This window comes from Mixta intestinalis (genome assembly GCF_009914055.1).
GTDB lineage: Bacteria > Pseudomonadota > Gammaproteobacteria > Enterobacterales > Enterobacteriaceae > Mixta > Mixta intestinalis.
On sequence record NZ_CP028271.1, the window covers coordinates 3453974 to 3467605 of the forward strand.

The following is a 13632-nucleotide window of genomic DNA, read 5'->3' on the forward strand; positions in this document are numbered from 1 at the left end:
CCTAAACAAGTGATGGATACACAACAAACACGCCAGGGTATTTTCTGCGCGTTAGGTGCTTATTTTATCTGGGGCATCGCACCAGCCTATTTCAAATTGATTGAACAGGTACCAGCGGGCGAAATTATGACGCACCGCGTTATCTGGTCAGCGCTGTTTATGCTGCTGCTGATTACCGTTAGCCGTAGCTGGCCTCGGGTAAAAATCGTATTGCATCAGCCTAAAAAGGTGCTGCTGTTAGCGGTATCTGCTGCGCTGGTAGGCGGTAACTGGCTGCTGTTTATCTGGGCAGTAAATAACCATCATATGCTGGAAGCAAGCCTCGGCTACTTTATTAACCCGCTGCTTAATGTAGTCATGGGTATGCTGTTTTTAGGCGAGCGTTTTCGCCGGATGCAGTGGGTAGCGGTCTTGCTGGCCACCTGCGGCGTACTGGTGCAGCTGTGGAAGTTTGGCTCGCTGCCGGTTATTGCACTCGGTCTGGCGATGAGCTTTTCGCTTTATGGCCTGATGCGTAAAAAGATTGCGGTGGATGCACAGAGCGGCATGCTGTTCGAAACGCTGTGGCTGCTGCCGCTGGCGTCACTTTATCTGTTTGGCATTGCCGATAGTTCAACCAGCCATTTAACGCAGAACGCTACCACGCTCAACCTACTGCTGATTGCGGCCGGTATCGTTACGACTATTCCGCTGATGCTGTTTACCGCCGCCGCTACGCGCCTGCGTCTTTCAACGCTGGGCTTTTTCCAGTATCTGGGGCCAACGCTGATGTTCCTGCTGGCGGTAGTGTTCTATGGCGAAGTGATGACGGCTGATAAGGCGATTACGTTCGGCTTTATCTGGCTGGCGCTGGCGCTGTTTATCGCTGATGCGCTGTATACGATGCACCGTTCACGAGTGCGCAAAGCGTGAAATAAAACGCGCCAGCGCCGGGCCGGTCATTAAGATGGCAAACAGCCGCAGGGTTTGCATCGCCATAACAAATGACATATCAACCCGGCTGCCGGCAGCAATAATCGCTACGGTATCCAGCCCGCCAGGGCTGGTTGCCAGATAGGCGGTCATTAAATCAATCGGCAGCAGTTTCGTCAGCACCCACGCCATACCGCCGCAGAGCAACATCAGCCCGAAAATAGAAGCCAGCATCTGCGGTAAAGTGCGCAGCGCCAGGCGGAAAATAGGACGGGTAAAGCGCAACCCCACCGTCCAGCCAATCAGCGCATAGGCACCTGCCAGCAACCATTCCGGCAACTGTAGCATTACCGTCCCACTGCTTTGTAGCGTTGCGCCCAGCAGTGCGGGTATCAGCAGCGCGCCAGAGGGAATGCGAAAACGCTGGCCCAAAAACGCGCCCAGCAGCATCACGCCCAGCGTAATCACAAAACGCATATCCAGCGCGGGAAACCACGCCATCGCGGTCGCATTCTGCGCCGTGTCGCCCAGCCCAATACGTGCCACTACCGCTGCCGCTGTCGCAACAAACAGCACGCGCAGATACTGCATAAAAGCCACCAAACGAACATCCGCTCCGTAGTCGCCTGCCATCGCCACCATTGCCGATGCGCCGCCGGGCGAGGAGCCCCAGGCTCCGGTTGCTCCCGGCAACTCGCTGTAACGTACCAGCAGAAACCCCGACAGCCCGCTGGCCGCCAGCGTCATCAGCAATACCGCCAGCACCACCGGCCAGTCGATAAGCAAGATATCAATTACTGAAGAAGAGAGGCTCTGCCCGATCATGCAGCCCAGCACGGCCTGGCAGAGAATAAACAGCCGCTTATTGATACGCAGCGAGCTTCCCATCAGTCCCATGGTTACGCCGACGATCATCGGCCCCAGCAGCAACGCCGCCGGAACATGAAAATATTGCAGAAGAAAGCCCAGTATCAGGGATGAGCCGATCAGGAGAGCCCATTGCAGCTTTGTTGAAAGGTGTTCCATTACGCAGCGAGGTCACAGCAGGTTGAAAAATCTAAGGTTACGCACAACCCATCGGGAACGCCAGCGTTAACCGGCCGGGAAGGAAGCCCGGCCCTGAAAGTTACAGCCAGTTTTTACGCTTAAAGTAGAGGTAGGGTGCCAGTCCCGCAAGGATCATCAGACCAATCGCGCCGGGATAGCCGAAGCTCCATTTCAGCTCCGGCATAAACTCGAAGTTCATGCCATAGCTGGAGGCAACCAGCGTCGGCGGCAGGAAGACCACCGATACCACCGAGAAGATTTTGATGATGCGGTTCTGCTCGATATTGATAAAGCCCATCGCCGCCTGCATCAGGAAGTTGACCTTCTGAAACAGCGATTCATTGTGCGGCAACAGCGATTCGATATCGCGCAGGATTTCACGTGCCTGCTCCAGCTGGGTGCCAGGCAGACGCGCCTTACGCACCAGAAAATTGAGCGCGCGCTGGGTATCCATCAGACAAAGGCGCACCTTCCAGCCGATATCTTCCAGTTCCGCCAGCGTTGAAAGCGCCTGATCGAACTCATCGCCCTGCTGCCCTTCCATAATAACGCGGCTGAGCTTTTCCAGATCGCTGTAGATATTTTCAATTTCATCCGCCAGCTGTTCAATTTTGGTTTCGAACAGATCCAGCAACAGCTCATAAGCATTACCGTCGATCAGCGTCTGGCTACGGGCGCGCATACGATAGAGGCGAAACGCCGGTAGTTCGCGTTCGCGTAGCGTGTAAAGGCGGCCTTCGCGAATGGTAAACGCTACGGTGGCGTTGCCCGCATGGTCTTTGGCATCTTCATAGAAAAAGAAGGAGTGGATATGCAGACCGTCCTCGTCTTCGAAGAAGCGTGCGGATGCCTCGATATCTTCCAGTTCAGGACGGGTCGCCAGGCTCTGGCCCAGCTCACTTTGTACGCGCTCGCGCTCCGCCTCTTCCGGTTCAATAAGATCGACCCAAACCGAAGAAACCAGATCTTCCGGCGTATCTTCCAGTTCCAGACGGGTAAGGCGGCTGTGATCCAGTTTAAAAGCGCTCAGCATAGCTGTACTCCCAATTTGTCATTCAAACGGGACAATACGCCAGAACACAGAAACCTGAGTTTCAGTCAGTGATAAACGCTAACTCGCGCGACGGGGAAAGAGGTCGCTGACAACCGCAAAGGCTACCAGCATAAGAGGATGGCCTTAGGGGTTGTACCTGTTGATAAGGTGATTGAGCCAGCATCGACTGGGAGTGTCCAAGGCGAAAGTCCTCTTAGGGTAATCGTGCGCGCATGTTACGCTGAGACGAAAAAGGCGTCAAGCGCAGCCGGACGCCATCATCAAACGTCTGACCAGGTGACAGCCAGACGTTAGCACACCGCATCTCATCGCCGGATTAACGTAGCCAGCGACAAAACACGGTGCCGAATAAGCGGCTGAAATTATACTGCTTCAAGGCGCGCATAGGCGGCTACCAGCCACTTGATGCCCTGTCCCTGAAAAGCGACCTGCAAACGACTGTGCCCGCCGCTGCCTTCCAGATTGATAATCGTACCTTCGCCAAATTTAGCGTGGCGCACGCGCTGGCCCAACGTAAAGCCGCTGTCATTCTGCGCCATTGGCGTTCCCATACGCTGATGATTAACCGGACGGCTAACGCTGGCGCGCAGGCGTACTTCATCAACGCACTCTTCCGGCAGCTCGCCGATAAAGCGCGACGGGCGATGATAAACCTCTTTGCCGTACAGGCGGCGAGTTTCCGCGTAGGTCAGCGTCAGCTTTTTCATCGCACGAGTAACGCCGACATAGGCAAGACGACGCTCTTCCTCCAGCCTGCCGCCTTCATCAAGCGACATCTGGCTGGGAAACATTCCCTCTTCCATGCCGACGATGAATACCTGGCTAAACTCCAGCCCTTTCGCCGCGTGCATGGTCATCAGCTGTACCGCATCCTGCCATTTATCCGCCTGGCCTTCTCCCGCCTCCAGCGCAGCGTGCGACAGGAAGGCCTGTAACGGCATCAGATCTTCGTCTTCTTCCTGGTAGCTGTACTGCCGCGTGGCGTTGACCAGCTCCTCTAAGTTTTCGATACGCGCCTGGCCTTTTTCGCCCTTCTCCTGCTCATACATCAGCCACAGCCCGGAATCTTTGATCACCCGGTCGGTCTGCACGTGCAGCGGCAGTTCGGCAGTTTCCTGTGCCAGCGAATCCACCAGTTCGGTAAAGCGTTGCAGCGCAGCGGCGGCACGTCCGGCCAGCGCTTTCTCCTGCAACAGCGCGCGGCTTGCCTGCCATAGCGTCAGCTGACGATCGCGTGATGCCTGGCGCACTACATCAAGCGTGCGATCGCCGATGCCGCGCGTTGGCGTATTAACCACGCGCTCAAACGCCGCGTCATCGTTGCGGTTGGCAATCAGGCGCAGATAGGCCAGCGCATCCTTGATTTCCTGACGTTCAAAGAAGCGCATGCCGCCATAGATACGGTACGGCATGCTGGCCTGCAACAGCGCCTCTTCCAGCACACGCGACTGGGCGTTGCTGCGATAGAGGATAGCGCAGTCGTTCAGCGCACCGCCGTTCTCCTGCCAGACTTTAATGCGGTTGACGACGAAACGTGCCTCATCCAGTTCATTGAAAGCGCAATAAAGCGAAATTGGATCGCCGTCGCTGCCGTCAGTCCACAGCTCTTTACCGAGGCGTCCATTATTATTGGCAATCAGGGCGTTAGCCGCTTTCAGAATGTTATTGGTTGAGCGATAGTTTTGCTCAAGGCGAATGGTTTCTGCCCCAGGAAAATCGTTCAGGAAACGCTGGATGTTTTCTACCTGCGCACCGCGCCAACCATAAATAGACTGATCGTCATCACCAACGATCATCACCCGGTTACCGTCACCAGCCAGCAGGCGAATCCAGGCGTACTGGATGCTGTTGGTATCCTGAAACTCATCCACCAGGATGTTGGTAAAGCGTTCGCGATAGTGATTAAGGATGTGCGGTTTATTGAGCCACAGCTCATGAGCGCGCAGCAGCAGTTCGGCAAAATCGACCAGCCCGGCGCGATCGCACGCTTCCTGATAGGCCTGATAGATACGCAGCCAGGTTTGTTCAACCGGGTTGTTGTAGCTTTCAATATGCTGCGGACGCAGGCCATCATCTTTCTTGCCGTTGATGTACCACATCGCCTGGCGCGCAGGCCACTGCTTATCATCCAGATTCATCGCTTTGATCAGGCGCTTCAGCAGGCGCAGCTGATCTTCACTGTCGAGAATTTGAAAATCCTGCGGCAGGCCCGCGTCAAGATGGTGTGCACGCAGCAGACGGTGCGCCAGGCCGTGAAACGTCCCGATCCACATGCCGCCCTGACTGGTGCCGATCAGCTGTTCAATACGATGGCGCATTTCCGCTGCGGCCTTGTTGGTAAAGGTGACCGCCATAATCGAATAGGGCGAGCAGTTCTCTACCGTTAGCAGCCAGGCGATACGATGCACCAGCACGCGTGTCTTGCCGCTGCCCGCGCCCGCCAGCACCAGCAGGTTGTTGCGCGGTGCCGCAACGGCCTCGCGCTGTTTATTATTCAGGCTGTTTAGCAGGTCAGAAACGTCCATAAGCACCGTCAGTCAGGAAAATGCACCAGTGAAGCCACTGGATATTTGTACAGAAGATTATAACAACGCGGTCAGCGATGCCAACTGCGTAATTTCAACATGCGGCAGCAGCCGCGCATCCGGGATATGCATCAGATTACCCGCACGCAGGTTGATCCAGCACGCCTGCATACCGCAGCGTACCGCGCCAGCCACATCAGTAGTGAGATCATCGCCAACGTGGAGGATGTTTTCCGGCGCAATAGCCAGCCGCTGCGCCGCCAGGTGATACATGTCTTCAAAAGGTTTGGCGCGCCCATGCGGGCCCGCTCGCAGCACAAACTGAAAATAGCGATCGAGGCCGAACAGATGTGGCTCCGCGTTACCGTTAGTAATTGCGACCAGCGGCACTTTCTCCGCTAACGCGGCCAGCGTGTCATGCGTTTCCTGCGGCACGCTGATCTGGCTACGCCAGTGGGCGAAAACCTCCATTACTTTATCCGCGCCTTCCCGCGCTTCATCAGAAGAAAGGCCGACATTCAGCATCGCCTGTTCAACGGTACGCCGTCGCCATTCGGTGACGTCATGATAGATATCTGGCTCCTGGGCCAGCAGCTGATCCCGCAGCTGTTGATAAGCTTCGGTAGAGAAACCGCTCAGCTCCGGGTGATAGCCCTGCAAGAAGCGGTGCGATTCCACCGTGGTTTTAATGATCACCGGATGATTATCATACAGCGTATCATCCAGATCGAACGTGATCGCGTTGATCGGCCTGAGCCGACGATAAAAATGCATCAGGATTTCCCTCGTTTGGCGCGCGGATGCGCCGCATCATACACCGACGCCAGGTGTTGAAAGTCGAGATGGGTATAAATTTGCGTGGTCGAGAGGCTGGCATGGCCCAGCAGCTCCTGAACTGCACGCAGATCGCCGCTGGATTCCAGCACATGCGTGGCAAACGAGTGGCGCAGCTTATGCGGATGAATATGGCTGCTGGTGCCCTGCTTTACGCCCCACTCGGCAAAGCGTTTCTGTACGTTGCGCTGTGAAATGCGCCGTCCTTCTTTCGAGATAAACAGCGCATCGCTCTCCGGCGCAAAAAATTCACGCAGCGCCAGCCACTTCTTCACCCACTCTACTGCGGTACGACCAATCGGCAGACGGCGCTCTTTACTGCCCTTCCCCGTGACCCATACTTCGCCTGCCTCAAGATCGAGATGACGGCAGTCAATACCCACCAGTTCAGAAAGACGCAGCCCGGCGCCATACATCACTTCCATCATGGTACGATCGCGCACCGCCAGCGGATCGCTCTGGTCAATATCCAGCAGCTGATTCACTTCATCGACGTCGATATTTTTCGGCAGATGACGTGCGGCGCGCGGGGCAGAAACGCCCTTCGCCGGATTCGCCTTCAGCGCGCCCTGGCTAACCATCCAGTCAAGAAAGCTGCGCAGTGCGGAGAGTCGCAGCGCCAGGCTGGCAGGCTGCAACCCGGCGCGACGGCTACGGGCCACCAGCGAACGGACGTGGGCAGGCTCCAGCCGCGACCAGTCGGCAATCTTCAGTTCATCCAGCAGCTGAATCACCGTATCAAGCTGGCGCGCATAGTTTTTATGCGTTAACGGGCTAAGCTGACGCTCTACCTTTAAGTAGCGCAGAAAGCCCTCGACGGCGGCCCGCAGCGGAAGCGCTTCACTCATGCACGCGCCACCCAGCGGCCCAGCAGTTCCGGCAGCATCAGCGCCAGATAGTGCAGTAATAGCGTGCCCTGGCCGGGCTGATAATGATGCGTATCGCGGCTGCTGAAAATCAGCACGCCCAGTTCACCGCGCTCGCCAAACAGCGACATCGCCACCGATCCTACCGAACGCGCCTGCGGCAACAGCAACAGCAGTTCCGGCCCGTTAAGCGAACCAAGATAATGCTGCGCTTTACCAAGCCGCTGAATACGCACCGGCTCGAACGCCTGGCGCGACAGCGCCAGCTGCGTAAAACTGGAAGGTGCCCCCAGCCGCCAGCGATCGCTGAACAAGCGCACATCAGCGCTTGCCAGGCCCAGATCGCGCGCCCAGCGTTGCAGCCGGTTAAGCATCTCCTGCAAAGACGATGCTGAAGCTAAATGGCCCTGCAAACTTAACAGCCGATCGAAAAGCTGATGGTTTGCCGAAGCCTGTTCCATCAGCTGGGTAATTTCGTTTTCCAGCTGATGAATATGATTGCGCTGACGCGCCATATGCCATTCTACCAGCGAAACAGTACCGCGCACCGGGTGCGGCACCGCCATCTGTTCAACCTGCCGCGCATGACGAATAAAGAAATCTGGATGTTGCAGCAGATAATCACATACCGCTTCGTCATCCAGCACCAGCTCAGCGGTGGTCTGTTCTTCGACCTGTTTCATAAATGAATAAACCCATCATAAACATGCGTGGCCGGTCCGGTCATATAGAGTGGATGACCCGGCCCTTTCCAGGCGATATGCAGCGTGCCGCCCGGCAGATCGACGCGGACTTTTTCCGCCAGCAACCCCTGTTGGATGCCGCTGGCTACCGCTGCACAAGCTCCGCTGCCACACGCCTGCGTTTCACCTGCGCCGCGCTCATAGACGCGCAGGCGAATATGTTCAGGACTCACCACTTCCATAAAGCCCACGTTTACCCGTTCCGGGAAACGCTCATGGCTCTCCAGAATCGGCCCCAGGGTTTCCACCGCCGCCGTTTTGATGCTGGCGACCTGAATGACGCAGTGCGGATTTCCCATCGAGACCACGCCGAACATAAGGGTTTGTTCCGCAACACGCAGCAGATAGAGGCTTTCCGCCTTGTTGGCGCGAAACGGCACCTGTTGCGGTTCAAAATTCGGTTCACCCATATTCACCCGCACCAGCTCATCGCCAGTAACGCTGAGCACCATGCGTCCGGTTTGGGTACTGACGCGAATATCGCTTTTGTTCGTCAGCCCTTTCAGGCGGACAAAACGGGCAAAACAGCGCGCACCGTTGCCGCACTGTGCCACTTCACTGCCGTCGGCGTTAAAAATACGGTAGTGGAAATCGAGATCGGGATCGTAAGGCGGCTCGACGATCAATAGCTGATCGAAGCCGATGCCCAGATGACGATCCGCCAGACGGCGGATCAACTCCGGCGAGAAATAGACGTTTTGCGTAACGGCATCAACAACCATAAAGTCATTGCCAAGACCGTGCATTTTTGAGAACTGCATTTTCTGCTCCGCCGGCTGGGCCATCATCGTTACTGCGTCGCTTGTTGGTTCGCATCCGGGCTGGTCAGGCTATTCTCCTGCTGGCCATCCGGCTGGGTTGCCGTTGAAGTTGAAGAAGGCGCGATCTGCTCTACAGGCGGCTGAGACGCACTCTGTTTTGGCTTATCCTGCGGCGGAAAATAGAGCGGCCCTTTCAAACCGCAACCGGCCAGGCTGCTTAACGCCAGCGTCATTGCCAGCAGACAAATGATTTTCTTCATGCTCTTCCTGCTTATGTTTAATGCGTTTACCTGGTTGCTTATCATCGCAGCTGACTTCGGAAAAGCAACAGGAAAAGGTAATGTGGCGTGCTACCTCTCACTGTTGACGAACGATGTAGTAAAATCCAGCGACACGTATACTGCGCCAAAACCTGAAGGATGCAATGATGAATGACAGTGAATTTCACCAGCTGGCAGATAGCCTGATGCTGACGCTTGAGGAACAGCTCGACGCCTGGGATGGTGATAGCGATATCGATTATGAAATCCATGCCGGTATCATGACGCTCAGCTTCGAGAACGGCAGCAAAATTATTATTAACCGTCAGGAACCTCTGCATCAGGTTTGGCTGGCAACCAAAGGCGGCGGTTACCACTTTGACTATCGCGACGGCCAATGGATCTGTAACCGCAGCGGCGGCAATTTCTGGCAGCTGCTGTCAGAAGCCTGTAGCGCCCAGGCGGGCGAGCCGGTGGTGTTGCGTTGATCGCCTGCCTGGATCTGCGGCGCTCCAGGCAACAAAGTTTCTACCGGTCTGTTTTTACAGTGAGTATTTAGTCAGAAAGACCGTCTGGCCCGATGTATCGCGCCATATATAAATGTTGGGGGAGGAGTGGCCATCCTTTTCCCAACGTTGACCAAACTCATCATCAGAGACATGCTGGTATCCCAAAGTCGTCAAATACTTTTCTAACGTCGCCGTTTCCGTTGCGCCATTAAAGACAATCCCGCTGATCTCAGGAGAAGGGCCGTCCATCCGGCGAAAGCGGAAGTAATAGTCATCCGTAATACGCGGCGCATTCTTAATATCTTCATCGACAAAAAGGCGATAAAGCCTCCGCTCGCTCTGTTTAAAACCGGGATTCCGCTCTGCCTCATTTATCAGGCTGGTATTGATGTAAAAAAAGTCAGCAACGTTAATTACCAGCACCACCAGTAGTAGCGTCAGCACCCACTTAAGCCATTTCATTTTTTCTTAACGTTCCATCCGACGGTGACCTGCGTTCCGGCGTCGATACGACGAACGATATCAGAATCAAACCGGGTAAATGGTCTGAGCGACATCATAAAATTTGGCAGCCTGCCTTTATAAGGAATATGAGGAACACGTGTATCAGCGGGATCCGGAAACAGCAGCGGATTAAATCCTCTGTTTTTAAAACCGCCCAGCGCGCCATAGTAGTCCCAGCGCCGGACCGCCGCCTCTTTACTGACGATTTTCAGCCACGGCCAGTAATTTTGCGGCTTCACGACTTTATAAAAGCCCAACAGATCGGAAACCAAATCTTCTGCGCTGAAGCCGCTGTCGGTGTACCAGCTAAAAAAGGGCATCGACTGCCAGTTCTCAAACGCAATCGCCGTTTCCATCATCAGCGCCAGCGTAATGCTATGCCTTTCGGCAAGCGATCGCCCGCGTTTGATATTCCAGCGCGAACAGCGACCGGTACTAAATGATTCTAACGACATCGTTTGCCGATACTTAACCAGATAATAGGGTTGCCCACTGGCCTCGCCTCTCTGCATTTGTCCAAGGCAATCCGTTATATCATCCCCGCGCGCGTGTCCTAAATCTATCCAGCCTAAAATTTCCGAATAGACCAGCCCGTACTCTCTGGACCTTGGTGCCCATGGGTCAATAATATCGTCACGTTTGCTCATAGCTATTTCTGCGCCATTGTTAAGGCAACGTTCAGCAAAAGAACGCCAGTTTGCCATAAGCAAAATAGAGCAGAGACGCAGCAACGCGCCTAAGACCTGTCGCAAAAATACACTGAGAGAAGTGGCGATCCGGTTAACACCTGATATCGGCAATCAGACGGGCTGCGCTGATAACGCCAAAAGTACAGTGCGTTCGGCTTAATAAACCTGAAAGCGCTGCGGGTAATCGCTATTACTTTCCGGCGCGTTAGCGCAGAGCTGGGTAAGCGTCTGGCTGCGGAACGGAATCACCTGGGTACGATCGTCTACTTTTACCAGCTGATAGAACTGCGGCAGATTAAAGTTAACGAAGCTGGAGCCGTAGGTAAACCGATCGTGCGAGGAGGAATAGAAGCGGCTGACGTCACGCACCAGCTCCTCTTTACTGCCTTCGCAGTGATGATAAACCTCGATGCGGTTAGCCTCATCGAGAATATAGATGTTAAAGCCGCTGTCTTTGTTGGTATCTTCAAAGAAAAACTGAATGATCCCTTCGCTGGCGTAGCCGTTTACCACCGGCGGCAGCTGTACCTGCTCGGTCTCAACTTTAATCGACAGCCCGTGCAACTTGTTATTCGAGATCGCGCCGTAAAACTCCACCGCGTTTTCCAGCTTCTGCACCGAAACGCCAAGACGTTCAAAAAACAGTCCCCAGGTTTGTCCGGCAACCCGTAGCGCTTTAAAACGGCCCGGCTCCTGGCGTGTACTGGAGAGACGCAGCTCAATACATTCGGAAACCAGCTGCTGTACGCGCGTACGGATCAGGCCACGCAGATGCTGGCTGTAGCAGAACACTTCCACCGCATCGGGCGGTGCCGCATCCTGATGCATCTTGCCAAGAATAGTTTTCAACGCTTCCAGCATCGCCTGCTCACCGTTGAAATGCAGCGTACGCACTTCATTCCACGAGTTGCGATAGAGTAAATCCACGCTGCCGATCAGACACTGCTGCTGTTGCCCAAAGCTGAAAACATCCAGCTTACGGAAATCAAAATGGACCACCTGATTGCGGAAAGCCGCCGTTGGGTCATATTCCAGGTTCACAATCAGCGCCAGATGGCGGATTTCACAGGGGCTGTAGAGCGCTTTCGCCGTCGGCGCAGGCAGACGCAGCGGAAAATGATGAGAGACATCCGCAACCAGCTCCTGCAAGCGCGCCAGATCGCACAGCTCATTGCCTTTAATATGCAGCTGGGTTCGATCTGTCATCAGGCCGTTAAACCATGCCCAGGCCACCAGCTTATTCAGGTAGCGGTTATACTCCAGCGGCTGATGGCTGATAATCGAATTCATATCCGGTGCCTGGTTATACAGATACCAGCCTGCCCGGTTAGCGCGCCCTGCCGGAACATGAATAAAGGTAAGATGCGGCTCCGAAAGATCGGGCGAAATCTGCGGGTTAACCAGCGTGACCTTACCGGGCAGCGCCTCAAAAGCGGCATACAGCTTACGCGTCAGCACGCCGATATCCTGCGGACTGGCGCTGACGCTTAAGTTGTTACGACGGGCGAAACGAATCAGGTTGCGATAGCTCTGCATCATCGCATCCAGCAATTCATTATGCGCTTCGCGCACGCGTTCGATTTTCCAGTCGGCGCGACTGTCGAGAATGGCAAGACGCGCCTCGTCCCAGCCCCACTCGTTAACCAACTGAGCCAGAATTTCCCGACGCCAGCCAGAGCGCGGCGGATTTTCATCCTGCGACAGTTTTTCGCATACCTTCAGGTAAAAGCAGCGGCGTACCAGATCGAGCCGCGCATGATCGTCGATGCTGATCAGGTATTGCGTTACGCGTTCCAGCATCATGCAGTAGGCATCAAGACCAAAGGAAACGATCTCACCATCGTGCAGGCGCTGTTTAATATCCATTGCCAGCAGGCGCGTGCGCGGATATTCCCACGAATAGGCTTCCAGCAGCAGCGTTTTCAGCACCGCCTTGTAAGGTGAATCGATGCTTTTATAAAGCTGCCACAGGCTGGCACCAAAATACTCTTCGGCAGAAAGAGTGCTGAGTCCGCCTAAATCGAGCCATTCGTTCGGCGTCAGTACGCCCTGCGCATACAGCGACATCACGTAGTCGTCGTAATGCTCTTCTTCCTCGCCCGGCACCATATTCCACAGAATACGTTTGCCCGCCATGCGGACCGCCGTGCGGTAAAACTCATCCAGCAGCAGGATGTGCTGAGTGGAACCGCAGTCTTCACCACCGAGGCTGCCGCTTTCATTGTGACGGAAACGGTTTTCGTCGATCAGGAAGAAGCTAACCTCAACGCCCATTGCCGCACACCAGATTTGCAGCAACTGACATTTTTTCTGAAGTGCCAGACGCTCCTCGCCATCCAGCCATGACTGATGACAGACCCAAATGTCAAGATCGGAAGTGCTATTCTGTCCTACTGAAGAGGTACTCCCCATGGAGTAGACGCCCGTAATCGGCATTTCTCCTTTTGGCGGTAAAGCAACCAATTGGCCCGATTTATGCTCAATATCAGAAAGGTAGCGCTGCTGATTTTCATCAGACGTGTAGAAGCTGATGCCGTAAGGAACATTACCTTCAAGGTAGCCCGGCATCAGCGGATGATGATGATGTAGTAAGGTTGGCAGCAGACTGTATACCTGCTGGAAAGCAGGTCCCATAGCGGCCAGCGCGCGATCGACACGCAGCTGGTTAATGGCATCCAGTCTCTGTTTCAGTGTCTCAATGTAGAGGTACAAGACGTCTCGCCTGATTATCCCAGTGCTTACAAATAACCCTATTTCCTGGATCTGCCGCTTGGTATGAAAAATTTTCAGGCAGATTACTGCTGGAAACGTGATCAATTTAACACTTGGCTGGTTGACCGTAAAGAAAGTTGCGCTACTTAACAGTTTAGCACGCTTTATCCACCGATTGACCTGGCCTCTCCCTTCTACGCTTTTCCTTCCCGTTCA

14 protein-coding genes are annotated in these 13632 nt (G+C 54.8%); 2 read left to right on the top strand and 12 right to left on the bottom strand.

What is annotated here, in order from left to right; all coding sequences use genetic code 11:
- The first annotated feature begins 12 nt into the window (after window positions 1-12).
- Window positions 13-912 (top strand): EamA family transporter RarD, encoded by a 900-nt coding sequence (gene rarD / locus C7M51_RS15955; RefSeq protein WP_160622627.1) that lies wholly within the window; start codon window positions 13-15, stop codon window positions 910-912.
- Here rarD and C7M51_RS15960 read toward each other — a convergent pair.
- The 9 genes from C7M51_RS15960 to lptM all read right to left on the bottom strand — a co-directional run bounded on the left by C7M51_RS15960 (window position 892) and on the right by lptM (window position 9002).
- Window positions 892-1938 carry an AbrB family transcriptional regulator gene (locus C7M51_RS15960; protein WP_160622628.1) on the bottom strand — a complete coding sequence of 349 codons (1047 nt, stop codon included), beginning with the start codon at window positions 1936-1938 and terminating at the stop codon, window positions 892-894. The two genes, rarD and C7M51_RS15960, sit on opposite strands and share 21 nt — an antisense overlap.
- A 100-nt stretch (window positions 1939-2038) precedes the next feature.
- Window positions 2039-2992 (bottom strand): magnesium/cobalt transporter CorA, encoded by a 954-nt coding sequence (gene corA, locus C7M51_RS15965; protein WP_160622629.1) that lies wholly within the window; start codon window positions 2990-2992, stop codon window positions 2039-2041.
- A 144-nt stretch (window positions 2993-3136) separates the two neighbouring features.
- A complete protein-coding gene (ysgD, locus tag C7M51_RS22800) occupies window positions 3137-3193 on the bottom strand; it encodes a YsgD/CorL family protein (RefSeq protein ID WP_377091675.1) in 57 nt (18 codons plus the stop codon).
- Window positions 3194-3375: 182 nt separating this feature from the next.
- Window positions 3376-5538, bottom strand: a complete 2163-nt coding sequence (uvrD, locus tag C7M51_RS15970; protein WP_160622630.1) for a DNA helicase II — start codon at window positions 5536-5538, stop codon at window positions 3376-3378.
- Between the two features lie 57 nt (window positions 5539-5595).
- Window positions 5596-6312, bottom strand: a complete 717-nt coding sequence (gene yigB / locus C7M51_RS15975; RefSeq protein ID WP_160622631.1) for a 5-amino-6-(5-phospho-D-ribitylamino)uracil phosphatase YigB — start codon at window positions 6310-6312, stop codon at window positions 5596-5598.
- On the bottom strand, window positions 6312-7220 hold the full coding sequence (gene xerC, locus C7M51_RS15980; protein ID WP_160622632.1) for a tyrosine recombinase XerC: 909 nt from the start codon (window positions 7218-7220) through the stop codon (window positions 6312-6314). The genes yigB and xerC overlap by 1 nt, the downstream gene beginning before the upstream one ends.
- Window positions 7217-7921, bottom strand: a complete 705-nt coding sequence (locus tag C7M51_RS15985; protein WP_160622633.1) for a DUF484 domain-containing protein — start codon at window positions 7919-7921, stop codon at window positions 7217-7219. Before C7M51_RS15985 ends, xerC begins: the two co-directional genes overlap by 4 nt.
- Window positions 7918-8742, bottom strand: a complete 825-nt coding sequence (gene dapF / locus C7M51_RS15990; RefSeq protein ID WP_160622634.1) for a diaminopimelate epimerase — start codon at window positions 8740-8742, stop codon at window positions 7918-7920. Before dapF ends, C7M51_RS15985 begins: the two co-directional genes overlap by 4 nt.
- Window positions 8743-8771: 29 nt before the next feature.
- Complete coding sequence (gene lptM / locus C7M51_RS15995) at window positions 8772-9002, bottom strand: LPS translocon maturation chaperone LptM (RefSeq protein ID WP_160622635.1); 231 nt, start codon at window positions 9000-9002, stop codon at window positions 8772-8774.
- A 167-nt stretch (window positions 9003-9169) separates the two neighbouring features.
- On the opposite strand from lptM, the gene cyaY reads away from it, so the two are divergent.
- Entirely contained in the window at window positions 9170-9490 is a 321-nt protein-coding gene (cyaY, locus tag C7M51_RS16000; RefSeq protein WP_160623676.1) for an iron donor protein CyaY, read from the top strand.
- A 54-nt stretch (window positions 9491-9544) separates the two neighbouring features.
- Here the strand turns inward: cyaY and C7M51_RS16005 are convergent, their stop codons facing one another.
- The 3 genes from C7M51_RS16005 to C7M51_RS16015 form a co-directional block, all read right to left on the bottom strand.
- The gene (locus C7M51_RS16005) at window positions 9545-9973 is read right to left on the bottom strand and encodes a hypothetical protein (RefSeq protein ID WP_160622636.1); all 429 of its coding nucleotides are present in this window, start codon (window positions 9971-9973) and stop codon (window positions 9545-9547) included.
- Window positions 9970-10662 carry a DUF4056 domain-containing protein gene (locus C7M51_RS16010; protein ID WP_160622637.1) on the bottom strand — a complete coding sequence of 231 codons (693 nt, stop codon included), beginning with the start codon at window positions 10660-10662 and terminating at the stop codon, window positions 9970-9972. The genes C7M51_RS16005 and C7M51_RS16010 overlap by 4 nt, the downstream gene beginning before the upstream one ends.
- Before the next feature lie 198 nt (window positions 10663-10860).
- On the bottom strand, window positions 10861-13416 hold the full coding sequence (locus C7M51_RS16015; RefSeq protein WP_160622638.1) for a class I adenylate cyclase: 2556 nt from the start codon (window positions 13414-13416) through the stop codon (window positions 10861-10863).
- Between the last annotated feature and the right edge of the window lie 216 nt (window positions 13417-13632).